This window comes from Streptomyces sp. NPDC014764 (assembly GCF_043082785.1).
Taxonomy (GTDB): Bacteria; Actinomycetota; Actinomycetes; order Streptomycetales; family Streptomycetaceae; genus Streptomyces; species Streptomyces althioticus.
Map to the genome: position 1 here is coordinate 20,069 of NZ_JBIBXY010000015.1, position 20,913 is coordinate 40,981.

Annotated in this window: 25 protein-coding genes; 18 read left to right on the forward strand and 7 right to left on the reverse strand. The window is 72.2% G+C overall.

The annotated features are described in order from the left end of the window. Nucleotides 1-116 precede the first annotated feature (116 nt). Nucleotides 117-755 carry an HU family DNA-binding protein gene (locus ACF1AG_RS27185; RefSeq protein WP_033275881.1) on the forward strand — a complete coding sequence of 213 codons (639 nt, stop codon included), beginning with the start codon at nt 117-119 and terminating at the stop codon, nt 753-755. A 99-nt stretch (nt 756-854) separates the two neighbouring features. Here ACF1AG_RS27185 and ACF1AG_RS27190 read toward each other — a convergent pair whose 3' ends face one another. After that, nucleotides 855-1,058, reverse strand: a complete 204-nt coding sequence (locus ACF1AG_RS27190; RefSeq protein WP_359605129.1) for a hypothetical protein — start codon at nt 1,056-1,058, stop codon at nt 855-857. 10 nt (nt 1,059-1,068) lie between these two features. Next, nucleotides 1,069-1,707: a 2-phospho-L-lactate guanylyltransferase gene (gene cofC, locus ACF1AG_RS27195; protein WP_359605131.1), complete on the reverse strand. Its 639-nt coding sequence runs from the start codon at nt 1,705-1,707 to the stop codon at nt 1,069-1,071. 175 nt (nt 1,708-1,882) lie between these two features. On the opposite strand from cofC, the gene ACF1AG_RS27200 reads away from it, so the two are divergent. From ACF1AG_RS27200 to ACF1AG_RS27210, 3 genes are all read left to right on the forward strand, one after another. Continuing rightward, entirely contained in the window at nt 1,883-2,695 is an 813-nt protein-coding gene (locus tag ACF1AG_RS27200) for a lysophospholipid acyltransferase family protein (protein ID WP_359605133.1), read from the forward strand. Then, nucleotides 2,692-3,702, forward strand: coding sequence for an NAD(P)H-dependent glycerol-3-phosphate dehydrogenase (locus ACF1AG_RS27205; RefSeq protein ID WP_359605135.1), 1,011 nt, complete (start codon nt 2,692-2,694; stop codon nt 3,700-3,702). The genes ACF1AG_RS27200 and ACF1AG_RS27205 overlap by 4 nt, the downstream gene beginning before the upstream one ends. 94 nt (nt 3,703-3,796) lie before the next feature. Then, entirely contained in the window at nt 3,797-4,954 is a 1,158-nt protein-coding gene (locus ACF1AG_RS27210; RefSeq protein ID WP_359605137.1) for a D-alanine--D-alanine ligase family protein, read from the forward strand. 19 nt (nt 4,955-4,973) lie between these two features. Here ACF1AG_RS27210 and ACF1AG_RS27215 read toward each other — a convergent pair whose 3' ends face one another. Further along, nucleotides 4,974-5,474 carry a DUF3515 domain-containing protein gene (locus ACF1AG_RS27215; protein WP_086702266.1) on the reverse strand — a complete coding sequence of 167 codons (501 nt, stop codon included), beginning with the start codon at nt 5,472-5,474 and terminating at the stop codon, nt 4,974-4,976. 20 nt (nt 5,475-5,494) lie between these two features. Next, nucleotides 5,495-5,728, reverse strand: coding sequence for an Lrp/AsnC family transcriptional regulator (locus ACF1AG_RS27220; RefSeq protein WP_004983019.1), 234 nt, complete (start codon nt 5,726-5,728; stop codon nt 5,495-5,497). Nucleotides 5,729-5,934: 206 nt separating this feature from the next. On the opposite strand from ACF1AG_RS27220, the gene ACF1AG_RS27225 reads away from it, so the two are divergent. Both ACF1AG_RS27225 and thiD read left to right on the forward strand, forming a co-directional pair. Then, nucleotides 5,935-6,900: a thiamine-phosphate kinase gene (locus ACF1AG_RS27225; RefSeq protein ID WP_190005336.1), complete on the forward strand. Its 966-nt coding sequence runs from the start codon at nt 5,935-5,937 to the stop codon at nt 6,898-6,900. After that, the gene (gene thiD, locus ACF1AG_RS27230; protein ID WP_359750181.1) at nt 6,897-7,718 is read left to right on the forward strand and encodes a bifunctional hydroxymethylpyrimidine kinase/phosphomethylpyrimidine kinase; all 822 of its coding nucleotides are present in this window, start codon (nt 6,897-6,899) and stop codon (nt 7,716-7,718) included. The genes ACF1AG_RS27225 and thiD overlap by 4 nt, the downstream gene beginning before the upstream one ends. 136 nt (nt 7,719-7,854) lie before the next feature. On the opposite strand, the gene rpmB is transcribed toward thiD, so the two are convergent. Beyond that, entirely contained in the window at nt 7,855-8,040 is a 186-nt protein-coding gene (rpmB, locus tag ACF1AG_RS27235) for a 50S ribosomal protein L28 (protein WP_004924906.1), read from the reverse strand. Between the two features lie 266 nt (nt 8,041-8,306). Here rpmB and ACF1AG_RS27240 point away from each other — a divergent pair, with 266 nt between their 5' ends. From ACF1AG_RS27240 to mutM, 9 genes are all read left to right on the forward strand, one after another. After that, on the forward strand, nt 8,307-9,989 hold the full coding sequence (locus ACF1AG_RS27240; protein ID WP_387798521.1) for a DAK2 domain-containing protein: 1,683 nt from the start codon (nt 8,307-8,309) through the stop codon (nt 9,987-9,989). A 73-nt stretch (nt 9,990-10,062) separates the two neighbouring features. Next, nucleotides 10,063-12,264 (forward strand): ATP-dependent DNA helicase RecG, encoded by a 2,202-nt coding sequence (gene recG / locus ACF1AG_RS27245; RefSeq protein ID WP_387798518.1) that lies wholly within the window; start codon nt 10,063-10,065, stop codon nt 12,262-12,264. 96 nt (nt 12,265-12,360) lie between these two features. Continuing rightward, on the forward strand, nt 12,361-12,948 hold the full coding sequence (rsmD, locus tag ACF1AG_RS27250; protein ID WP_359607690.1) for a 16S rRNA (guanine(966)-N(2))-methyltransferase RsmD: 588 nt from the start codon (nt 12,361-12,363) through the stop codon (nt 12,946-12,948). 26 nt (nt 12,949-12,974) lie between these two features. Next, nucleotides 12,975-13,454 (forward strand): pantetheine-phosphate adenylyltransferase, encoded by a 480-nt coding sequence (gene coaD / locus ACF1AG_RS27255; RefSeq protein ID WP_359607696.1) that lies wholly within the window; start codon nt 12,975-12,977, stop codon nt 13,452-13,454. Between the two features lie 113 nt (nt 13,455-13,567). Then, nucleotides 13,568-14,671 carry an ATP synthase F0 subunit B gene (locus ACF1AG_RS27260; protein WP_359750204.1) on the forward strand — a complete coding sequence of 368 codons (1,104 nt, stop codon included), beginning with the start codon at nt 13,568-13,570 and terminating at the stop codon, nt 14,669-14,671. A gap of 131 nt (nt 14,672-14,802) precedes the next feature. Next, the gene (locus ACF1AG_RS27265; RefSeq protein ID WP_359607692.1) at nt 14,803-15,447 is read left to right on the forward strand and encodes a YceD family protein; all 645 of its coding nucleotides are present in this window, start codon (nt 14,803-14,805) and stop codon (nt 15,445-15,447) included. Between the two features lie 2 nt (nt 15,448-15,449). Continuing rightward, complete coding sequence (gene rpmF, locus ACF1AG_RS27270) at nt 15,450-15,623, forward strand: 50S ribosomal protein L32 (RefSeq protein WP_003951102.1); 174 nt, start codon at nt 15,450-15,452, stop codon at nt 15,621-15,623. Between the two features lie 19 nt (nt 15,624-15,642). Continuing rightward, nucleotides 15,643-16,461, forward strand: a complete 819-nt coding sequence (rnc, locus tag ACF1AG_RS27275) for a ribonuclease III (protein WP_359607694.1) — start codon at nt 15,643-15,645, stop codon at nt 16,459-16,461. 81 nt (nt 16,462-16,542) lie between these two features. Further along, nucleotides 16,543-17,427 (forward strand): bifunctional DNA-formamidopyrimidine glycosylase/DNA-(apurinic or apyrimidinic site) lyase, encoded by an 885-nt coding sequence (mutM, locus tag ACF1AG_RS27280; protein WP_359605972.1) that lies wholly within the window; start codon nt 16,543-16,545, stop codon nt 17,425-17,427. On the opposite strand, the gene ACF1AG_RS27285 is transcribed toward mutM, so the two are convergent. Next, nucleotides 17,400-17,801, reverse strand: a complete 402-nt coding sequence (locus ACF1AG_RS27285) for a helix-turn-helix domain-containing protein (RefSeq protein WP_163087067.1) — start codon at nt 17,799-17,801, stop codon at nt 17,400-17,402. The two genes, mutM and ACF1AG_RS27285, sit on opposite strands and share 28 nt — an antisense overlap. Nucleotides 17,802-17,946: 145 nt before the next feature. Here ACF1AG_RS27285 and ACF1AG_RS27290 point away from each other — a divergent pair, with 145 nt between their 5' ends. Beyond that, entirely contained in the window at nt 17,947-18,165 is a 219-nt protein-coding gene (locus tag ACF1AG_RS27290; protein ID WP_359605970.1) for a hypothetical protein, read from the forward strand. Between the two features lie 84 nt (nt 18,166-18,249). Here the strand turns inward: ACF1AG_RS27290 and ACF1AG_RS27295 are convergent, their stop codons facing one another. Then, a complete protein-coding gene (locus ACF1AG_RS27295; RefSeq protein ID WP_359605968.1) occupies nt 18,250-19,632 on the reverse strand; it encodes a CAP domain-containing protein in 1,383 nt (460 codons plus the stop codon). Nucleotides 19,633-19,807: 175 nt separating this feature from the next. Between ACF1AG_RS27295 and ACF1AG_RS27300 the strand changes: the two genes are divergently transcribed. Together ACF1AG_RS27300 and ACF1AG_RS27305 are read left to right on the forward strand one after the other, a co-directional pair. Continuing rightward, nucleotides 19,808-20,089, forward strand: coding sequence for an acylphosphatase (locus ACF1AG_RS27300; protein WP_359605966.1), 282 nt, complete (start codon nt 19,808-19,810; stop codon nt 20,087-20,089). A gap of 379 nt (nt 20,090-20,468) precedes the next feature. After that, nucleotides 20,469-20,672, forward strand: coding sequence for a hypothetical protein (locus tag ACF1AG_RS27305; protein ID WP_006130460.1), 204 nt, complete (start codon nt 20,469-20,471; stop codon nt 20,670-20,672). Nucleotides 20,673-20,913 lie beyond the last annotated feature (241 nt).

Sequence of the window (20,913 nt, forward strand, 5' to 3'; positions counted from 1 at the left end):
TCGTTGCGGCACAAGGGTGATTAGCCCGTTTCGTGTTTGATTTGCGGTATATATCTGCCTAACGTGCGAAAAAGCTTGAACACATTCGTTCTGGCGATGTCTCCGAAGGGGAAGACGTGAACAAGGCGCAGCTCGTAGAAGCGATTGCCGACAAGGTGGGCGGCCGCCAGCAGGCCGCCGACGCCGTCGACCACGTACTGGACGCCATCGTCCGCGCGGTCGTCTCGGGGGAGCGGGTCTCGGTCACCGGCTTCGGTTCGTTCGAGAAGGTCGACCGCCCCGCCCGCTACGCCCGCAACCCCCAGACGGGCGAGCGGGTTCGGGTGAAGAAGACCTCCGTCCCGCGTTTCCGCGCCGGTCAGGGCTTCAAGGACCTGGTCAGCGGCTCGAAGAAGCTGCCGCGCGGCGGCGAGGTCGCCGTGAAGAAGGCTCCCAAGGGCAGCCTCACCGGCGGCGCTTCGGCGACGGTGAAGAAGGCCGCGGCCAAGAAGACCACGGCCAAGAAGGCCGCCACGGCCAAGAAGGCTGCCGCGAAGAAGACGACGGCCAAGAAGGCCACCGCCAAGACCACGGCGAGCAAGACCACGGCGAAGAAGGCCCCCGCCAAGTCGACTGCCGCGGCCAAGAGCACCGCCGCGAAGAAGACCACGGCGAAGAAGGCCCCGGCGAAGAAGGCGACGGCCAAGAAGGCCCCCGCCAAGAAGTCGACCGCGCGCAAGACCACCGCCAAGAAGACCACCGCCCGCAAGAAGTAGCGGACGCCTCGTCCCCCCTTCGGGCAAGCGGTACTCACGTGCCGGGCCGGACTCCCCCGGGAGCCCGGCCCGCGGTGTGTCCGGGGCCGCCCGCGCGCGTCAGAAGGTCTGCAGCGTCACCAGCGTGATCCTCAGGGACGCGCCCTCGCCCTCCGTCTCCAGCCGCACCCGCTGCCCGGGACGCAGCAGCCGGAGACCGCCCGCGTCGAACGCCGCGGCGTCGAAGGGGACCGGGGTGCCGTCGTCCAGCAGCACCTGACCGCTGCGGCTGCCGGGGTCGTAGGTGTACGCGGTGGCCTGCATGTGCGGCAGCCTACTGCTGCCCGGCGGGCAGCCGCGCGGCGGCCGCGGCCGTGCGGGGGCCGACGCCCAGCGTCAGCGCGGCCCGCAGATCCCCGCCGGTGTCCACGTCCTGGCGTACGGAGTCGACCGCGTCGAGCGTGAGCTCCACCGCGCCGGACGCCCGGTGCAGGGCGCGCGAACCGACGCCGAATCGCGGACGCAGTTCACGGCCGCGGCTCGCGGCGAGAAGAGTCGTGCCGAGTCCCGCGGAATCCGCAAGGAAGGACCGCGGGAATTCCGCCGCCGCGTCCAGCACCCGGGCCAGTTCCGCGGGGCGCAGCGCCGGCAGATCCGCGTTCAGCGCCGCCACCGAGGCCGCGCGGCGGGCGGCGCCCACCACCGTCGCGGCATGGACGAGTGCGGCGTTGAGCCCGGCCCGGGGGAGGTCGGGGACGGTCCCGGCGCCCAGCGCCGCCAGCTCCCTGGAGGCCAGGGCGTCGTTGGTGACGACCACCACATCCCGCACCGCCGGACAGCTGAGCGCGGCGGCCACCGTGTCCTGCGCGAACGCCAGCGCCAGACCCGGCCGCAGACCGTCGTCCGCGGTGTCCGCCAGCCTGCTCTTGGCCAGCGGCAAGGGCTTCAGGGGTACCACCAAGGTCCACTGCACGAGTGTTGCGTCCCTCTCTTGTCACGGCCATTGTCACCCGGGGCGGCCGGCGGCCGCGGGACCGGGCGTACGGTGTTCTCGACAGACCGGCGGCCCGGGGCGACACTTGTGCGGCCCGCCCGGCCTTGAGGGGGCCGGGACCTGGGCCTGTCGTCCGTAAGAGGAAGGTGTACTCGTGCCGCGCCGCAGAATCGGCTTCTGGTACCGCTTCGCCGCGGTGATCTGCAAACCGCCGCTGGTGGTACTGCTCAAGCGGGACTGGCGCGGAATGGAGAACATTCCGGCCGAGGGCGGATTTATCACCGCGGTGAACCACAATTCGCACATCGATCCTCTGGCCTACGCGCACTTCCAGTACAACACCGGCCGTGTTCCGCGATTCCTCGCGAAGAGCGGGCTTTTCAGCAAGGGATTCGTCGGCGCCGCGATGCGCGGCACCGGACAGATCCCCGTCTACCGCGAGAGCACGGACGCGCTGAGCGCCTTCCGTGCCGCCATCGACGCCGTGGAGCGCGGGGAGTGCGTCGCCTTCTACCCCGAGGGCACCCTCACCCGGGACCCGGACGGCTGGCCCATGACCGGCAAGACCGGTGCAGCGCGCGTCGCGCTGCAGACCAGGTGCCCGGTGATCCCGGTCGCCCAGTGGGGCGCCAACGAAGTGCTCCCGCCGTACGCCAGGAAGCCGCGGCTGTTCCCGCGCAAGACCAGCAGGGTGCTGGCCGGCCCGCCGGTCGACCTGTCGCGCTTCTACGACCGGGAGATGACACCGGAGCTCCTCAAGGAGGCCACCGAGGCGATCATGGCCGCGGTGACCCTCCTGCTGGAGGAGATCCGCGGCGAGAAGGCCCCCGAGACGCCCTACGACCCGCGCGTGGAGCGCTTGGAGCAGCGCCGCCGGACGCACGCGCAGCGCAACGGGCGGCAGGACCGCAACCGGGGCGAGCGCGCCGCCGTCCGGGAAGTACGCGAAGAGGGGCTGGGCACGTGAGCAAGCCGGTCAAGGCGGCCGTCTTCGGCACGGGATCGTGGGGGACGGCCTTCGGCATGGTCCTCGCCGACGCGGGCTGCGACGTCGTGCTGTGGGGACGGCGCCCCGGACTCGCCGATGCGATCAACTCCGGCCGCACCAACCCCGACTACCTGCCCGGGGTCGAACTCCCCGAGAACCTGCGGGCCACCTCGGACGCCGCCGAGGCCGCGCGCGGCGCCGACTTCACCGTCCTCGCCGTGCCCTCGCAGACGCTCCGCGGCAACCTCGCACAGTGGCGCGACCTGCTCGCGCCCCGCACGGTGCTGGTGTCGCTGATGAAGGGTGTCGAACTCGGCTCCGCGATGCGCATGAGCGAGGTGATCGAGGACGTCGCCAAGGTCGGCCGGGAGCGGATCGCCGTGGTGACCGGCCCCAACCTGGCCCGCGAGATCGCCGCGAAGATGCCCGCAGCCGCCGTCGTCGCCTGCACCGACGAAGAGGTCGCCCGGCGGCTCCAGACCGCCTGCCACACCCCGTACTTCCGGCCGTACACCAACACCGACGTCATCGGCTGCGAGCTGGGCGGCGCGGTGAAGAACGTCATCGGTCTCGCCGTCGGCATCGCGGACGGCATGGGGCTCGGCGACAACACCAAGGGCTCGCTCATCACCCGCGGCCTCGCCGAGACCACCCGGCTGGGCGTCGCGCTCGGCGCCGACCCGCTGACCTTCTCCGGACTCGCGGGTCTGGGCGATCTGGTGGCCACCTGCTCCTCGCCGCTGTCCCGCAACCACACCTTCGGCACCAACCTCGGCAAGGGGCTGACCCTGCAGGAGACCATCGCGGTCACCAAGCAGACCGCCGAGGGCGTCAAGTCCTGCGAGTCGGTGCTGGACCTGGCCCGCCGGCACGGCGTCGACATGCCGCTCACCGAGACGGTCGTCGGGATCGTGCACGAGGGCAAGCCCCCTCAGGTTGCCCTGAAGGAGCTGATGTCGCGCAGCGCGAAGCCCGAGCGACGCTGAGCGACGGGCCCGGCGGCGGACCCCTCCGTTCGGCCCACGCACGGCGTTGCGGGCGCTGTGTCCCGGCTCCGGCAGCGGGTACGCTCGTCGCGATATGAGCACCGAGAACCTCCCCCAGAGCCCCGACTCGCCGTCGCGCAAGCCGCGCGTGGCCGTCGTGTTCGGCGGGCGCAGCTCCGAGCACGGGATCTCCGTGGTCACCGCCGGCGCCGTCCTCAAGGCCATCGACCGGACCAGGTACGACGTCCTGCCGATCGGCATCACCCAGGACGGCCGGTGGGCGCTCACCGCCGACGAACCGGAACGCATGGCGATCGCCGAGCGCCGCACGCCCAGCGTCGACCAGCTCGCCGAGTCCACGGAGGGCGCGGTGGTGCTCCCCGTCGACCCCGCGGACCGCGAAGTCGTGTACAGCGAGCCGGGATCGGTGCCCAAGGCACTCGGTGAGGTCGACGTCGTCTTCCCGGTGCTCCACGGCCCCTACGGGGAGGACGGCACCCTCCAGGGCCTGCTCGAACTCTCCGGCATCCCCTACGTGGGCTCCGGTGTGCTGTCCTCGGCCGTCGGCCAGGACAAGGAGTACATGAAGCGGGTGTTCACCTCCTTCGGGCTCAAGGTCGGTCCGTACCTGGTGATCCGGCCGCGCGAGTGGGCCCAGGACGAGGCCGCCGCCCGCAGGCGCATCGTGGACTTCGCCGGCGAGCACGGCTGGCCGCTGTTCGTGAAGCCCGCACGGGCCGGCTCGTCCATCGGCATCACCAAGGTCGACGACCTCTCCGGCCTGGACGACGCCATCGCCGAGGCCCAGCGCCACGACCCGAAGATCCTGATCGAGGCGACGCTGCGCGGGCGCGAGATCGAGTGCGGCGTGCTGGAGTTCGAGGACGGGCCGCGCGCCTCGCTGCCCGCCGAGATCCCCCCGCCGGACGCGCACGCGTACTACGACTTCGAGGCGAAGTACATCGACTCCACGCCCGGCGTCGTGCCGGCGCCGCTGACCGACGCGGAGACGGCCGAGGTGCGCCGGCTCGCGGTCGAGGCGTTCGACGCGGCCTCCTGCGAGGGCCTGGTCCGCGCGGACTTCTTCCTCACCGAGGACGGCGAGTTCGTGATCAACGAGATCAACACCATGCCCGGCTTCACGCCCATCTCGATGTACCCGCAGATGTGGCAGGCGACCGGCGTCAGCTACCAGGAGCTCGTCGACCTGCTGATCCAGGCGGCGCTGCGCCGGTCCACCGGACTGCGCTGAGCCGCACCCCGCGCGCGTGTCAGGAGGCGATCCCCTCGGGGATCGCCTTCTTCACGGCCGGGGCCAGATCGATCAGCACACCCGTGCTGTCCCGCCCGTCGGCCACCTCGACCTCTACGTACGCCTCGCGGTTGGCCGTGGTGAAGCGCTGGACGCCGTCGCCCTGCCGCTCCATCAGCCAGTCGACGCCGTTGACGCCGCCGGGCACCGCGTCGGCGTCCTGGCCGTTGGCCACCTTGGGATCCGTCATCTTCGGCGGCCGCCCGACACCGCACCGCAGTATGATCGCCACGCCGCCCCAGCCCGCGGTCAGTTCGGACGCGGGTTCGGGGTCGTCGCGGCTCTCACCGTCCACCGTCGCCGGCAGGACCTCGTCCAGGTTCTGACACAGCTCGGTGACCTTCGCGTCCGGGCTGGGAACCGCCGCGGACACGTCGTCGTCTGCCGAGGAGCAGCCCGCGACGGTGATCAGCACCGCGAGGGCGGAGCAAACGGCGTGCCGGTGACGGAAGGAGTTCACCGGGACAGGGTAGACGGGGGCTAAAGATGCACCACCGGGCAGGTCAGGGTGCGGGTGATGCCGTCCACCTGCTGGACCTTGGCGACGACCATGCGTCCCAGGTCGTCTACGGTGTCGGCCTGGGCGCGCACGATGACGTCGTAGGGACCCGTCACGTCCTCGGCCTGGACGACTCCAGGGATCTTGCCGATCAGATCGGCGACGGTCGACGCTTTGCCGACCTCCGTCTGGATCAGGATGTACGCCTGTACCACGGAACCTCCAGGGCGGCCACGAGGATCATGTGGGGAAAAGGAACGCCACGGTATCGCGTCGCCGCTCGTCGCGGGGAGACCTGCGGGAACCGGGGCTTGCGCGCCGGGGTACAGGCACGAGAGAAGTTGACGGTCAGTTCGACCGTAGCGAGGACTCGGACGACCCGCGACCGGGCACGGACAGGGATAGAAGGGGCGTAAGGGAAATGAAGGGCACTGTTGGTGAGCTAGGGGAGTTCGGGCTCATCAGGGAGCTCACCTCCCGTCTCACCACCACCCCGGCGGTCCGGGTCGGCCCCGGCGACGACGCCGCGGTGGTCTCCGCGCCCGACCGGCGGGTCGTGGCCAGCACCGACGTCCTGGTGGAGGGGCGCCACTTCCGCCGCGACTGGTCCACGGCCTACGACGTCGGCCGCAAGGCCGCCGCCCAGAACCTCGCCGACATCGCCGCCATGGGCGCCGTGCCGACCGCGCTGCTGCTCGGCCTGGTCGTGCCCGCCGAACTGCCGGTGACCTGGCCCAGCGAACTCATGGACGGCCTGCGCGACGAGTGCCAGGTGGCCGGCGCGGCGGTCGTCGGCGGGGACGTCGTGCGCGGCGACACCATCACCGTGTCCATCACCGCGCTCGGCGACCTGCGCAACCAGGAGCCTGTGACCCGTGGCGGGGCGCAGCCCGGCGACATCGTCGCCGTCACCGGCTGGCTCGGCTGGTCCGCGGCCGGGCACGCGGTGCTCTCCCGCGGGTTCCGCTCCCCCCGCGCCTTCGTCGAGGCCCACCGGCGTCCCGAGCCGCCGTACCACGCGGGCCCGGCCGCCGCCGGTCTCGGCGCGACCGCCATGTGCGACGTGAGCGACGGCCTGATCGCCGACCTCGGGCACATCGCCGAGGCCAGCAAGGTCCGCATCGACGTACGCTCCGGGGCGATCGACATCCCCTCGCAGATGAACGACATCGGGCAGGCCGTCGGCGTCGACCCCATGCAGTGGGTGCTGACCGGCGGCGAGGACCACGCGATCGTCGCCACCTTCCCGCCGGACGTGAAACTGCCCGCACGCTGGAAGGTCATCGGCGAGGTGCTCAACCCGTCCGCGCTGCCGCAGGTGACGGTGGACGGGGCGCCCTGGACCAGCCAGGGCGGCTGGGACCACTTCGGGGACATCGAGTCATGAGCGCGCCGCCCCGGGTACTGACGGTGGCCGGCTCCGACTCCGGCGGGGGAGCGGGCATCCAGGCCGACCTGAAGACGATGCTCGCGCTCGGCGTACACGGCATGAGCGTGCTCACCGCGGTGACCGCGCAGAACTCCCTCGGCGTGCAGGGCGCCTGGGAACTGCCGGTGGAGGCGGTGCGCGCCCAGTACCGCAGCGTGGTCGACGACATCGGCGTGCAGGCGGTCAAGACCGGCATGCTGTCCTCGGCCGAACTCGTCGGGACGGTCGCCGACTTGCTGGCCGGCACGGACGCGCCGACGGTCGTCGACCCGGTGGGCGTCTCCAAGCACGGCGACGCGCTGCTGGCGGCGTCGGCGCTGGACTCCGTGCGCACGAAGCTGCTGCCGGTCGCGACCGTGGCCACCCCCAACCTCGACGAGGTCGCTCAGCTCACCGGCGTGCGGGTGACCTCCGAGCGGGACATGCGACGGGCCGCCGCGGCCGTGCTGGACTTCGGCCCGCGCTGGGTGGTGATCAAGGGCGGCCACCTCGCCGGCGGCGAGTCGGAGGAGGCCGTCGACCTCCTCACGGACGGCACGGAGGAACACTGGCTCCGCGCCCCCCGCCACGACAACCGCCACACCCACGGCACCGGCTGCACCCTGGCCTCCGCCATCGCCTCCCACCTCGCCCAGGGCCACACGGTCCCGGAGGCGGTGAGCGCGGCGAAGGCCTACGTCACCGGGGCGCTGGCGTCGGGCTTCGCCCTCGGCGGGGGGATCGGCCCGGTGGACCACGGGTGGGCGCTGCGGCGTGGCGAGGCCTCGGACGCCTAGGGCGGTGGAGGCGTCCCGTCGGGGCCGCCGCCCCGCCGCGCACGGCGCGTACCGGTACAGCAAAAAGCCGGTCCACCCTGAGGTGGACCGGCTCGTTGCGGCGATACCGGCTGTGGCCGCGCGCTCAGCGATTGCGTCAGCGCGAGACCTTGCCGGCCTTGATGCACGAGGTGCAGGCGTTCACGCGCTTCGGCGTCCCGCCGACCACGGTACGCACGCGCTGGATGTTCGGGTTCCAGCGACGGGGCGTACGGCGGTGCGAGTGCGAGATGTTGTTGCCGAAGCCCGGCCCCTTGCCGCAGACGTCGCAGTTGGCAGCCACGGGTCACTCCAAAGACTTCAGATGCACTTACGGTTGATCCCGGCAGGCCGGGATCCAGATCCAGAGCTCGGAGAGCCGGGAGGATCTGAGTGGCGTTGCCAGGGGAGACGCCCGATCGGATCGGGCAACCGGAGCAGCATACAACGGCTGCACCCGTAGGACGAAACTAGCATGCCAGCTCACGGCCCCGCCCGCGGCCCTCTTCCGGCAGGCGGGGGCCCACCGTCTACGCTGCGTGCCACGTCCAGCAGCTCGAGGAGGCGCAGGTGCCGCAGGTGCCGCAGACGTTCGATGCTCTCGCGGTGCGTGCCTGGTGCGGTCTCGCGCTCGACGCGCTCGGACGGGCCCGCGAGGAGATCGACGCGATCAACGTCTATCCCGTCGCGGACGGCGACACCGGCACCAACCTCTATCTGACGCTGGAGTCCGCGGCCACGGCCGTGGAGGCGGTGTTCGCCGGTCACGAGGCGGGCGGCGGCGGGGACCCAGGCCGCCCCACCCTCGCCGACGCGGTACGCGCGATGGCTCACGGCGCGCTGATCGGCGCGCGCGGCAACTCCGGGACGATCCTCGCCCAGCTGCTGCGCGGCATGGCCCAGGTGCTGGCCGGCGACGACGCCCCGGCGCACGCCGACGGCACCGGCCTCGGACTGGCCCTGCGGCACGCGGCCGACTCCGCCCGGCAGGCGGTGGCGCACCCCGTCGAGGGCACGGTCCTCACGGTCGCCTCGGCCGCCGCCGACGCGGCCGGGAGCGCCGACGGCGACTGCGGCGCGGTGGCCCGCGCCGCCTACGAGGGCGCCCGCACGGCGCTCGCCGAGACCCCGGACCGGTTGGACGTCCTGCGGCAGGCGGGCGTGGTCGACGCGGGCGGACGCGGCCTGGTGACCGTCCTGGCGGCGCTGGTGGAGTCGCTCACCGGGGAGACGCCCCGGGGCCTGGCGGCACGCGGGCCCGGCCCGCACACGCGCACCGGCGCGGTCGCCGCTCCCTGCGCGGACGACGACGCCGGGCCGCAGCCCGGAGGTCCCGCCTTCGAGGTGATCTACCTGCTGGAGGCCGGGGACGCGGCCGTCGCCCGGCTGCGGGAGCGGCTCGACGCCCTCGGCGACTCCCTCGTCGTGGTCGGCGGCGACGGCCTGTGGAACGTCCACGTGCACGTCGACGACGCCGGCGCCGCCGTGGAGGCGGGCGTCGAGGCGGGACGGCCGTACCGCATCCGGATCACCCACTTCGGCACCGGGGACGCGCACGCGCCGGGCGCCGGGCGGACCCCCGCCGAGCGCGTCCAGCGGGCCGTGGTGGCCGTGGTGCCCGGCGAGGGCCTGGCGGGGCTCTACGCGCAGGCCGGGGCCACGGCCGTGCTCGCCCGGCCCGGGGAGCCGCCCGCGAGCGGCGAGCTGGTCCATGCCGTACGGCGCGCCCACGCGCGCGAGGTGGTGCTGCTGCCCAACGACGCCGAGCTGCGCCACACCGCCGCCGCGGCCGCCGAGCAGGTGCGGGCGGAGGGCGTCCGGGTGGCGCTCATCCCCACCCGCTCCGCGGTGCAGGGCATCGCGGCGCTCGCGGTGCACGAGCCGGAGCGCCGCTTCGACGAGGACGTGGTGGCCATGACCTCCGCCGCCGGAGCGACCCGCTACGCCGAGGTCACCGTGGCCGAGCGGCAGTCCTGGACCATGGCCGGCATCTGCCAGGCCGGCGACGTCCTCGGACTGGTCGACGGGGACGTGGCGGTCATCGGCCAGGACCTCACCGAGACCGCGCTGGCCGTCCTGGACCGCATGCTCGCGGCCGGCGGCGAACTGGTGACCCTGGTCGTCGGCGACGGCGCCCCGCAGTCCGTCGCCGAACGCCTGGAGGCCCGGGTCCGCGAGGGCTACCTGGCCGTCGACACCGTCGTCCACCACGGCGGACGGCAGGGCTCCGTCCTCCTCATCGGCGTCGAGTGACCCGTCCGCAGCCGCCCGGCGCGGACCGGGGAGGCGGCCCGCCGTCCCCGCTGTGTCAGAGGAGTGGTGTCCAATGGATCCCGTGCCCGCACTGGACGAACCACTGAAGAAAGTGCTCGGCCCCGCCACCGCGAAGGTGATGGCCGAGCACCTCGATCTGCACACCGTCGGCGACCTGCTGCACCACTACCCCCGCCGGTACGAGGAGCGCGGCCAGCTCACCCACCTCGCCGACCTGCCGATGGACGAGCACGTCACCGTGGTCGCGCAGGTCGCCGACGCCCGGCTGCACACCTTCGCCTCCAGCCGCGCCCCGCGCGGCAAGGGCCAGCGCCTGGAGGTGACGATCACCGACGGCAGCGGCCGGCTGACGCTGGTCTTCTTCGGCGCCGGCGTCCACAAGCCGCACAAGGAACTCCTGCCGGGCACCCGCGCGATGTTCGCCGGCAAGGTCTCCGTCTTCAACCGCCGCCTTCAACTCGCCCACCCGGCCTACGAGCTGCTGCGCGGGGACGCCGAGGAGACCGTGGAGACCTGGGCGGGTGCGCTCATCCCGATCTACCCGGCCACCGCCAAGCTGGAGTCCTGGAAGATCGGCAAGGCGCTGCAGACGGTGCTGCCCGGCGCCCAGGAGGCCGTCGACCCGCTGCCCGGCTCGCTGCGCGAGGGCCGCGGCCTGGTCACGCTGCCCGAGGCGCTGCTGAAGATCCACCGCCCGCACACCAAGGCGGACATCGAGGAGGCCCGCGCCCGCCTCAAGTGGGACGAGGCGTTCGTCCTCCAGGTCGCCCTCGCCCGCCGCCGGTACGCGGACGCCCAGCTCCCGGCCGTGCCCCGCCGCCCCCGGCCCGACGGCATCCTCGCCGCCTTCGACGACCGGCTCCCCTTCACGCTCACCGAGGGCCAGAGCAAGGTCTCCGAGGAGATCTTCGCCGACCTCGCCACCGACCACCCCATGCACCGCCTGCTCCAGGGCGAGGTCGGCTCCGGCAAGACCCTGGTCGCCCTGCGCGCCATGCTCGCCGTCGTCGACGCGGGCGGCCAGGCGGCGATGCTCGCGCCCACCGAGGTCCTCGCCCAGCAGCACCACCGCTCGATCACGGAGATGATGGGGGAGCTGGCCGAGGGAGGCATGCTCGGCGGCGCGGACGACGCCACCAAGGTGGTCGTGCTCACCGGTTCCATGGGCGCCGCGGCCCGCCGCCACGCCCTGCTCGACCTGGCCACCGGCGAGGCCGGCATCGTCATCGGCACCCACGCGCTGATCGAGGACAAGGTGCAGTTCCACGACCTCGGCCTGGTGGTCGTGGACGAACAGCACCGCTTCGGCGTCGAGCAGCGCGACGCCCTGCGCGGCAAGGGCAAGCAGCCGCCGCACCTCCTCGTCATGACGGCCACCCCCATCCCGCGCACGGTCGCCATGACCGTCTTCGGCGACCTGGAGACCTCCGTCCTGGACCAGCTCCCGGCCGGCCGCTCGCCCATCGCCAGCCACGTCGTCCCGGCCGCCGACAAGCCGCACTTCCTCGCCCGCGCCTGGGAGCGCGTGCGCGAGGAGGTGGAGAAGGGCCACCAGGCGTACGTGGTCTGCCCGCGCATCGGCGACGAGGAGGACGGGGCCAAGGCGAAGAAGAGGTCCCCGGAGGACGAGGCGCAGAAGCGGCCCCCGCTCGCCGTCCTGGACACCGCCGAGCAGCTCGCGCGGGGCCCGCTGGCCGGACTGCGCGTCGAGGTCCTGCACGGCAGGATGCAGCCCGACGACAAGGACGCCGTGATGCGCCGGTTCGCCGCCGGCGAGGTGGACGTCCTGGTGGCCACCACCGTCATCGAGGTCGGCGTCAACGTCCCGAACGCCACCGTGATGGTGATCATGGACGCCGACCGCTTCGGCGTCTCCCAGCTGCACCAGCTCCGCGGCCGCGTCGGCCGCGGCTCGGCCCCCGGACTGTGTCTGCTGGTCAGCGAGATGCCCGAGGCGAGCGCCGCCCGCCAGCGGCTGAACGCCGTCGCGTCCACCCTCGACGGCTTCGAGCTCTCCCGCATCGACCTCGAACAGCGCCGTGAGGGCGACGTGCTGGGCCAGGCCCAGTCCGGCACCCGGTCCAGCCTGCGCATGCTCGCCGTCATCGACGACGAGGAGGTCATCGCCGAGGCCCGCGAGGAGGCCGCCCGGGTCGTCGCCGCCGACCCGGACCTGGAGCGCCTGCCCGCCCTGCGCACCGCGCTCGACGCCCTGCTGGACGAGGAGCGGGAGCAGTACCTGGAGAAGGGCTGACAGACTGGGACCGGCCCCCGGCTCCACGACAGGCCACCGGCCCGCACACACCGACGCGCACACACCGACCCGTACTCACGGACAAGGACCGAGGACATGACCCGCGTGATCGCCGGCACCGCCGGCGGACGCCGCCTGGCCGTCCCGCCCGGGCAGGGCACCCGACCCACCTCCGACCGGGCGCGCGAAGGCCTCTTCTCCACCTGGCAGTCGCTGCTCGGCGGCCCTCTCGACGGCGAACGCGTCCTCGACCTCTACGCCGGCTCCGGCGCCGTCGGCCTGGAGGCCCTGTCCCGCGGCGCCGGACACGTCCTGCTCGTCGAGGCCGACGCCCGCGCGGCGCGCACCGTCCGGGAGAACGTGAAGTCGCTCGGTCTCCCCGGCGCCGAGGTGAGGTCCGGCAAAGCGGAACAGATCGTCCGTACCGCGCCGCCGGAGCAGCCGTACGACCTCGTCTTCCTCGACCCGCCCTACGCCGTCTCCGACGGCGATCTCCGGGAGATCCTCCTCACACTCCGTTCCCAGGGGTGGCTCGCCGACGACGCCCTCGTCACCGTGGAGCGCAGCACCAGAGGCGGAGAATTCGCCTTCCCGCCGGGTTTCGAGGCCATCCGGGCCCGTCGTTACGGCGAGGGAACGTTTTGGTACGGTCGCGCCGCCTCTACGTGCGAAGACGCACGATGACCGGACCGGAGAGCGAGGAATCACCAGTGCGCCGCGCCGTATGTCCCGGGTCCTTCGACCCGATCACCAACGGACACCTCGACATCATCGCCCGGGCCTCCCGGCTGTACGACGAGGTCTACGTCGCGGTGATGATCAACAAGTCCAAGAAGGGCCTGTTCGAGATCGAGGAGCGGATCGACCTGATCCGCACCGTCACCGCCGAGTACGGCAACGTCCGGGTCGAGGCCTTCCACGGCCTCCTCGTCGACTTCTGCAAGCAGCGCGACATCCCCGCCATCGTCAAGGGCCTGCGCGCGGTCAGCGACTTCGACTACGAGCTGCAGATGGCCCAGATGAACAACGGCCTCTCGGGCGTGGAGACCCTCTTCGTCCCCACCAACCCGACCTACAGCTTCCTGTCCTCCTCGCTCGTCAAGGAGGTCGCGGCCTGGGGCGGCGACGTCTCCCACCTGGTGCCCGCCGAGGTCCTGGCGGCGCTCACCGAACGCCTGAACAAGGACTGACGCGCCCCGGCGCCACGGACGGTGGAGGGCATCCGGTGTCCACCGGACGCCCCATGGCCGTACAGTCGTCCCGTTCCGTCTCCAACACAGCTGTAGAGAGTGGCGAGCACACGGTGGACGTGCAGAAGAAGCTGGACGAGATCGTCGCCGCGGTCTCCAGTGCCCGGTCGATGCCCATGTCGGCGTCGTGCGTGGTCAACCGCGCCGAACTGCTCGCCATGCTCGACGAGGTGCGCGCGGCGCTGCCCGACTCCCTCGCCCAGGCCGAGGAGTTGATCGGCGGCCGGGAGCAGATGGTCGAACAGGCCCGCCACGAGGCCGAGCGCATCATCTCCGAGGCGCACGCCCAGAGAGGCTCGCTCGTCGCCGAGACCGAGATCGCCCGCCGCTCCCAGGCCGAGGCCGACCGGATCCTCGCCGAGGCCCGCAAGGATGCCGAGGAGATCCGCGCCGAGGCCGACGACTACGTCGACTCCAAGCTCGCCAACTTCGAGGTCGTCCTCACCAAGACCCTCGGCTCCGTCGGCCGCGGCCGCGAGAAGCTGCTCGGCACGGGCCCCGGCCTCGACGAGCAGGGCTACGAGGACGAGGACGCCCCGGAGCGCAGCCACGACCCGGAGACGCTCCGCCGCAACGCCGACGCCTACGTCGACGTCAAGCTCGGCGCCTTCGAGGCGGTGCTCGCCAAGACCCTGGAGGCGGTGGGCCGCGGCCGGCAGAAGCTGCACGGCCGGATCGCCACCGACGACCTGGGCGCGCTGGCCGACGACCCCACCACCGTCCAGCACTCCAGCGACGCCGACTACCTCGCCGACCTGGCCTCCCTCGCCGAGCAGGACGCCCAGGGCCGCCGGTCCGAGCCGCAGCAGCCGCCCAGGCCCCAGCAGCCCCCGCAGCCGCCGGCACAGCCGTACGCCCAGCCGGAGCCCGCGTACGGCTACGACGCCCAGCAGGCCGACCCCTACGGCGGCTACCAGCAGCAGTACGGCGGCGCCCAGGACCCGTACGCCCAGGCGGGCGGCTACGCCCAGGCCGACCCGTACGCCGCCTACCAGGGCTACGACGCCTCCCAGCAGGCGTACGACCCCGGCCAGGCCGCCCAGCCCGTGCCGCAGCAGCCCCAGCAGGGGTACGCGCTGGACGAGACGAGCCTGTTCGACACCAGCATGATCACGCCTGAGCAGCTCGAGGCGTACCAGCGCGAGCGGGGCCTGTAGGGGCGGATTGGGCCGAGAGCGAAAGGTCCAGTATCCTGGCTCTTCGGTCGCGCGTATGACCGCGATCCACGCTGCCCGGAACGCACCCGTACGGCAGCGACACCCTCTGAGCTCGAAGATCGAAAGCAGGAATGGCTCTGAACGCCCGCCTCGACCACCGCAACCCCCTCGTGTTCGACACGCACGAGCTGGGGCGGCGGCCCGGTGCGCTGCAGCGCCTGACCCGTACGGTCGACGCTCCCAAGGACCTCGGTATCAAGGGAGTCGTCGGAGTGCCGGAAGGCGCCCCGGTGGAGCTCGAACTCCGGCTCGAGTCGGTCATGGAAGGTGTGCTCGTCACAGGCACCGCCCGTGCGAAGGCCGAGGGGGAGTGCGTAAGGTGTCTGGAGCCGCTCGAGCTGGAGCTCGAAGCGGACTACCAGGAGATGTTCTCGTACCCTGACGCCGACGACCGGGGCCGCGTGATCGCGGAACCGGGCGACGACGCCGAGGACGACGAGGACCGGCTCCTCCTCGAGGACGGCCTGTTCGACCTCGAGCCGGTGCTGCGCGACGCGGTGGTGCTCGCACTGCCGATGCAGCCGGTGTGCCAGGAAGACTGCCCGGGACTGTGCTCCGAGTGCGGAGCGCGGCTGGCGGACGACCCGGACCACCATCACGACGCCGTCGACATCCGTTGGGCGGCTTTGCAGGGACTCGCCGGCACCATGAAGGACGGCGAGAAGGACGAGATGAGCGGCGCCGATGCCGGCGTCGACGAGAAGCAGGAGAAGTAGCCGTGGCTGTTCCGAAGCGGAAGATGTCGCGCAGCAACACGCGCCACCGCCGGTCGCAGTGGAAGGCTGCGGTCCCCACCCTGGTTGCGTGCGAGCGCTGCCACGAGCCCAAGCAGCAGCACATCGCGTGCCCGTCTTGCGGCACTTACAACAAGCGCCAGGTCCTCGAGGTCTGAGCGGCTGGTGAGAGGCACTGTGTCCACGCCGAAGAAAAACTCTGCGGACAACCAGGCCTCGTCCCCAACGCTTCTGGAAGGGCGGCTCGGCTACAAGGTCGAGTCCGCCCTTCTGGTGCGTGCGCTGACACATCGTTCCTACGCGTACGAGAACGGCGGTCTGCCGACGAACGAGCGGCTGGAGTTCCTCGGGGACTCCGTGCTCGGCCTCGTCGTCACCGACACGCTGTACCGCGCCCACCCCGACCTGCCCGAAGGCCAGCTGGCCAAGCTGCGGGCCGCGGTGGTCAACTCGCGTGCGCTGGCGGAGGTGGGCCGCGGGCTCGACCTCGGCTCCTTCATCCGGCTCGGCCGCGGTGAAGAGGGAACGGGCGGCCGGGACAAGGCGTCCATCCTCGCCGACACCCTCGAAGCGGTGATCGGCGCGGTCTATCTCGACCAGGGCCTGGAATCGGCGGCGGAGCTGGTGCACCGCCTGTTCGACCCGCTGATCGAGAAGTCCTCGAACCTGGGAGCCGGCCTGGACTGGAAGACCAGTCTCCAGGAGCTCACCGCGACCGAGGGGCTCGGCGTGCCCGAGTACCTGGTCACGGAGACCGGCCCCGACCACGAGAAGACCTTCACTGCTGCCGCCCGCGTCGGAGGCGTCTCGTACGGCACCGGCACCGGCCGCAGCAAGAAGGAGGCGGAGCAGCAGGCCGCCGAGTCCGCGTGGCGGTCCATCAAGGCCGCGGCGGACGAGCGGGCCAAGGCGGCTCAGGAGGCCGAAGAGGTCGTCCAGGCCGCCGAGGCCGAAGCCTCCGGCAAGAGCGCCGACGCCCCGTCGGCCTCCGCCTGACGTAGCACGCGCGACCCGAGCGCCCGTCCCCGCACCGGGGCGGGCGCTCGGTGCTCGTTCCACCGGTCCTGGGAGGACGCCATGCCCGAGCTGCCCGAGGTCGAGGTCGTCCGGCGCGGACTCGAGCGGTGGGTCGCCCACCGGACCGTCGCCGACGCCGAGGTCCTGCACCCGCGCGCCGTGCGCCGCCACGTCGCCGGCGCGGACGACTTCGCACACCGCCTGAAGGGCCACCGCATCGGCGTCCCGCGCCGCCGCGGCAAGTACCTGTGGCTGCCGCTGGAGGACACTGACCAGTCGGTCCTGGCCCACCTCGGCATGAGCGGCCAGCTGCTGATGCAGCCGCACGCGGCGCCGGACGAGAAGCACCTGCGCATCCGCATCCGCTTCACCGAGCCGCAGTCGCCGGACGAGGGCCCGGCGGGCGACACCGAGCTGCGCTTCGTCGACCAGCGCACCTTCGGCGGTCTGTCGCTGCACGACAACACCCCCGACGGCCTGCCCGACGTCATCGCGCACATCGCCCGCGACCCGCTCGACCCGCTCTTCGACGACGAGGCCTTCCACCAGGCGCTGCGCCGCAAGCGGACCACGATCAAGCGGGCGCTGCTCGACCAGTCGCTGATCAGCGGCGTCGGCAACATCTACGCGGACGAGGCGCTGTGGCGCGCTCGCATCCACTACGAGCGCCCGACGGCCGGCCTCACCCGCCCCCGCACGCTGCAGCTGCTGGGCCACGTCCGCGACGTGATGAACGCGGCCCTCGTCGCCGGCGGCACCAGCTTCGACAGCCTCTACGTCAACGTCAACGGCGAGTCCGGCTACTTCGACCGCTCCCTGGACGCGTACGGCCGCGAGGGTCTGCCCTGCCGCCGCTGCGGGACGCCGATACGCCGGCGGGCGTGGATGAACCGCTCCAGCTACTTCTGTCCGCGCTGTCAGCGGGCGCCGCGCGCCGCGTCGTAACGCTCCCGGGCCTCCAGGACGGTGTCCATACGGTCCTCCAGCAGACGGATGAGCGCCAGCAGGTGCTCGGCGACCTCGCGGCCCAGCGGGGTCAGTTCGTAGTCCACCCGGGGCGGGTTCGTCAGCTGCGCCTCACGGTGCACGAGCCCGTCACGCTCCAGCGCGTGGAGGGTCTGCGACAGCATCTTCTCGCTGACGCCGTCGACCCGCCGCCGCAGCTCGTTGAACCGCAGCGAGCCCTCGTACAGCGCCCCCAGTGTCAGCCCGCCCCAGCGCCCGGTCACGTGTTCCAGCGTGCCGCGGGACGGGCAGGACTTGGCGAACACGTTGAACGGGAGGTCCCGGTCCTCCGGGGCCGACTGCGTGGTCGTCATACGCTCAGCGTACTTCAGAGCAGCGCTTGCCGAAGGGTTGCGCTTACCTCTGGTAAGCATGCGGCGGGCTTCCGCTGCCGGCTGTTCGCTTCTGTGAGACCGGTGCCGCCTCGGGTGGACGCCCTCCTGTCGAGAGGGGGGAGCCGTGCGGGCACGCAGCGCGCTGACCGGTCCGACGGTGGCGTTCGCCCTCGCGGGCCTGTTGACCGCGATGATCGCGCTGTGGTTCGCCGCACGCCCGGACGGGGGTCAGGTGATCATGCTGATCCTTGCCGTCGTGCCGGCGCCGGTGTGGCTGGTCATCGGGGTGCAGCGCCTCAGGGCGAAGCGGGCCGACGAGGAAGGGCCCGCGCCACCCGCCTGAGACAGACCAAGGACGCCGGTCGGCAGACCACCAGGAGCTGGGTGATGCTGCCGCCGGCGCCCGGGCCGAGTCGTCCGTGGGGGATCAGTAGCCGAAGTTCTGCGTCCACCAGGGGCCGCCCGGGCCCATGTGGACGCCGACGCCGAGGGTCTTGAAGTCGCAGTTCAGAATGTTCGCCTTGTGGCCGGGGCTGTTCATCCAGGCCTCCATGACCGCTTCGGCGTCGGCCTGGCCGCGGGCTATGTTCTCGCCGCCGAGATTGCCTATGCCGGCCGCCTGGGCGCGGTCCCACGGGGTGTCGCCGTCGGGGTCCGTGTGGTCGAAGAAGCCCCGGTCTGCCATGTCGTCGCTGAACGCCGTGGCCAGCGCGGTCAGTGGGCCGTCCGCGGTGACCGGGCTGCAGCCCACCTTCGCGCGCTCGGCGTTGACCAGCCTCAGCACCGCCGCGGCGGCGGTGGACTCGGCCGAGGTCTGGCCCTTGCCCCGGCTCTGGTCGCCGGCCTTCCGCTCGGTGCCGGGCGCGGTCCTGCGGTCCTGGGCCGGCTCCTCGGTCTTCTCCGGGGCGGCCGCGGACTCCGTCTTCTCCGGGGCCTTCTCCGCCTCGGGCGCCTTCGTCGGCGCGGCCGGGGTGGACGGCGTCGCCGAGGGCGCCGGGGAGGTGGCGCGTCCGCCGTCGCGGCTCGCGGGAGTCGACGCGTCGCGGCTCGGGGCCTCGGCGGAGCCGGACGTGCCGCCCTGCTCGGTCGGCAGGTTGGTCGCCACGCCGGCGCCGGCCTGCACGCTGTCGCCGGGGCCGCGGTCGCCGCCGAGCTTGTAGTTCTCCAGTCCCGGCACCGCGCCGGTGGCCACCGCGACCGTGCCGATGGCCACGGCGGCGGACACGCCGAGCAGTCCGGTGCGGACCGGCGTCGCGGCCTTCTTCTTCTTGCGGCGCCGCCCGTTCGCGGGCCGGTCGTCCGCGCCGACCGACGAGGTCACGGCGGTGCGGGCGGTCCGTACAGGCCGGGGCCGGGGCGTGACGTCCCACTCGGGGAGCGGGTCGTCACCGGTGAAGGAGTGACCCGTGAAGTCGTACTGGGCGGTGCGAGGGCCCGGGGCGGTGGGAGCGGTGACGGTCGGGGCCGCCACGGTGTCCGCGGCGGGCGCGGTGTAGGCGGGGGGCGCCGTGCGGGCGTACGCGGCCGTGGCGGGGCCGGGGCCCGCGTCCGGGCGGCCGTCCGGGGCGAAGCCGGTGCCACCGGTGGGGGCCGCCATCTCGTCCGTCGCATACAGGTACGCCTGGCTGTGGGCGTACGTCTCCGCGTAGGCCTCAGGGTTCAGGTAGGGGGCGGTGCCCATCGTGGGCGGGCCGTCGGTCACGGCGCCTCGCGGGTCCAGGCCTTCACCGTAGGAGCCGTCGTGGTGGGTGACCCCGGCGGCGCGGCTCGTGGCGGCGCGGCCGGCGTCGGAGCGTCGGTGGCGTCCCATGTATGGCCTTCCTCGTCCTGGCGGTCGGCCGCGTCTCGCGACCAGCCCGAAACTCGACGATCACGAAACTCACACGAACGAGTGAGTTTCATATGAGATTCATGGGTGGGGACGCTACCGCATGGCGCAAGGGGGAGGAGTGCCCGGTGTGACTTTGTCCGGTTAGGTTGCAGGCATGAGCGAGGATGTGCGACTGGTGGCCTGGGTCCGTGGACATGTGCAGGGCGTGGGCTTCCGCTGGTTCACCCGGGCCAAGGCCTTGGAGATCGGCGGCCTGCAGGGTTTCGCCCTGAATCTCGGCGACGGCAGGGTGCAGGTGGTCGCCGAGGGTTCCCGCGAGGGCTGTGAGCGTCTGCTGGAGTGGCTCCAGGCCGGCGACACGCCCGGGCGCGTGAATGGCGTCACCGAGATCTGGGACACACCTCGCGGCGGCTACGACGGCTTCGCGATCCGCTGAGGGCGGGCCGCCCGGGGGGTACACCGAGGTCCGCACAGGACCCGCCGCGAACCGCCCGGACGTAAAAAAGTCCTGGTGATCGAAGCGAACGGCTTGCCAGCGGCAACTGCGCCCGCCAGGATGACCGCCACGCCCCGAGGACCCGTGAGGAACGCGACGCCGCCGCCGCCCGGCCGTATGCGCCCGGTTGTCCCCCAATACGGGGCGTGATCGTGTTGACCCTCAAACTTTTTGGTGAGACGCTGAAAGCCCCGCGCACCTTAGCTGTTTGGCATGGCTGAACGGCAGCACAACTCCAGGCCTGCCAAGCACCGCGGGTGCGAATCCCTCACGACCCACACCGCATCGGTCGGTCACTCATTGTGGAGGACCATCCATCATGGCAAAGGCGCTTCTCGGTTACGTCGGCGGCTCCGACCCGCGACTCCTCGCCGAGATGCGACGGCTCCAGCAGCGCGTCCAGGACCTGGAATCCGAGCTCGTGCGGATCCAGGCCGAGAAGGACGCCCTGAAGGCTGCCGCTTCTCACGACAGGATCATGGAGAGCGTTGACGCACACCAGGCGGAGCCTGCGCTCACCTGATCACTGCACGCTCCACGAACAGCACCGCAGTGGCCGGGCTTGCCCGTCACCACCGCCGAGCAGTCAGAACTGCAAGGGACGCTTCGGCGTCCCTTCTTTCTTCTCCCCTCCGCGTCCCGAACCGCTGAGCCTGCCGTCTGTCCGCGGTTGAATCCCGCGACCCCCGCGCGGCGCACTCTCTGTGCCGCGCACCTTTTCACCTTCTCAACGTCTGGCATGCCCTGCGTGTTCACCCGCGAAA

Excerpts from the sequence above, each read along its gene's own strand:
- ACF1AG_RS27190 (WP_359605129.1), bottom strand. The coding sequence starts at position 1,058 with ATGCAGGCCACCGCGTACACCTACGACCCCGGCAGCCGCAGCGGTCAG.
- ACF1AG_RS27210 (WP_359605137.1), top strand. The coding sequence starts at position 3,797 with ATGAGCACCGAGAACCTCCCCCAGAGCCCCGACTCGCCGTCGCGCAAG.
- ACF1AG_RS27225 (WP_190005336.1), top strand. The coding sequence starts at position 5,935 with ATGAAGGGCACTGTTGGTGAGCTAGGGGAGTTCGGGCTCATCAGGGAG.
- thiD (WP_359750181.1), top strand. The coding sequence starts at position 6,897 with ATGAGCGCGCCGCCCCGGGTACTGACGGTGGCCGGCTCCGACTCCGGC.
- recG (WP_387798518.1), top strand. The coding sequence starts at position 10,063 with ATGGATCCCGTGCCCGCACTGGACGAACCACTGAAGAAAGTGCTCGGC.
- rsmD (WP_359607690.1), top strand. The coding sequence starts at position 12,361 with ATGACCCGCGTGATCGCCGGCACCGCCGGCGGACGCCGCCTGGCCGTC.
- ACF1AG_RS27265 (WP_359607692.1), top strand. The coding sequence starts at position 14,803 with ATGGCTCTGAACGCCCGCCTCGACCACCGCAACCCCCTCGTGTTCGAC.
- mutM (WP_359605972.1), top strand. The coding sequence starts at position 16,543 with ATGCCCGAGCTGCCCGAGGTCGAGGTCGTCCGGCGCGGACTCGAGCGG.
- ACF1AG_RS27285 (WP_163087067.1), bottom strand. The coding sequence starts at position 17,801 with ATGACGACCACGCAGTCGGCCCCGGAGGACCGGGACCTCCCGTTCAAC.
- ACF1AG_RS27295 (WP_359605968.1), bottom strand. The coding sequence starts at position 19,632 with ATGGGACGCCACCGACGCTCCGACGCCGGCCGCGCCGCCACGAGCCGC.
- ACF1AG_RS27300 (WP_359605966.1), top strand. The coding sequence starts at position 19,808 with ATGAGCGAGGATGTGCGACTGGTGGCCTGGGTCCGTGGACATGTGCAG.
- ACF1AG_RS27305 (WP_006130460.1), top strand. The coding sequence starts at position 20,469 with ATGGCAAAGGCGCTTCTCGGTTACGTCGGCGGCTCCGACCCGCGACTC.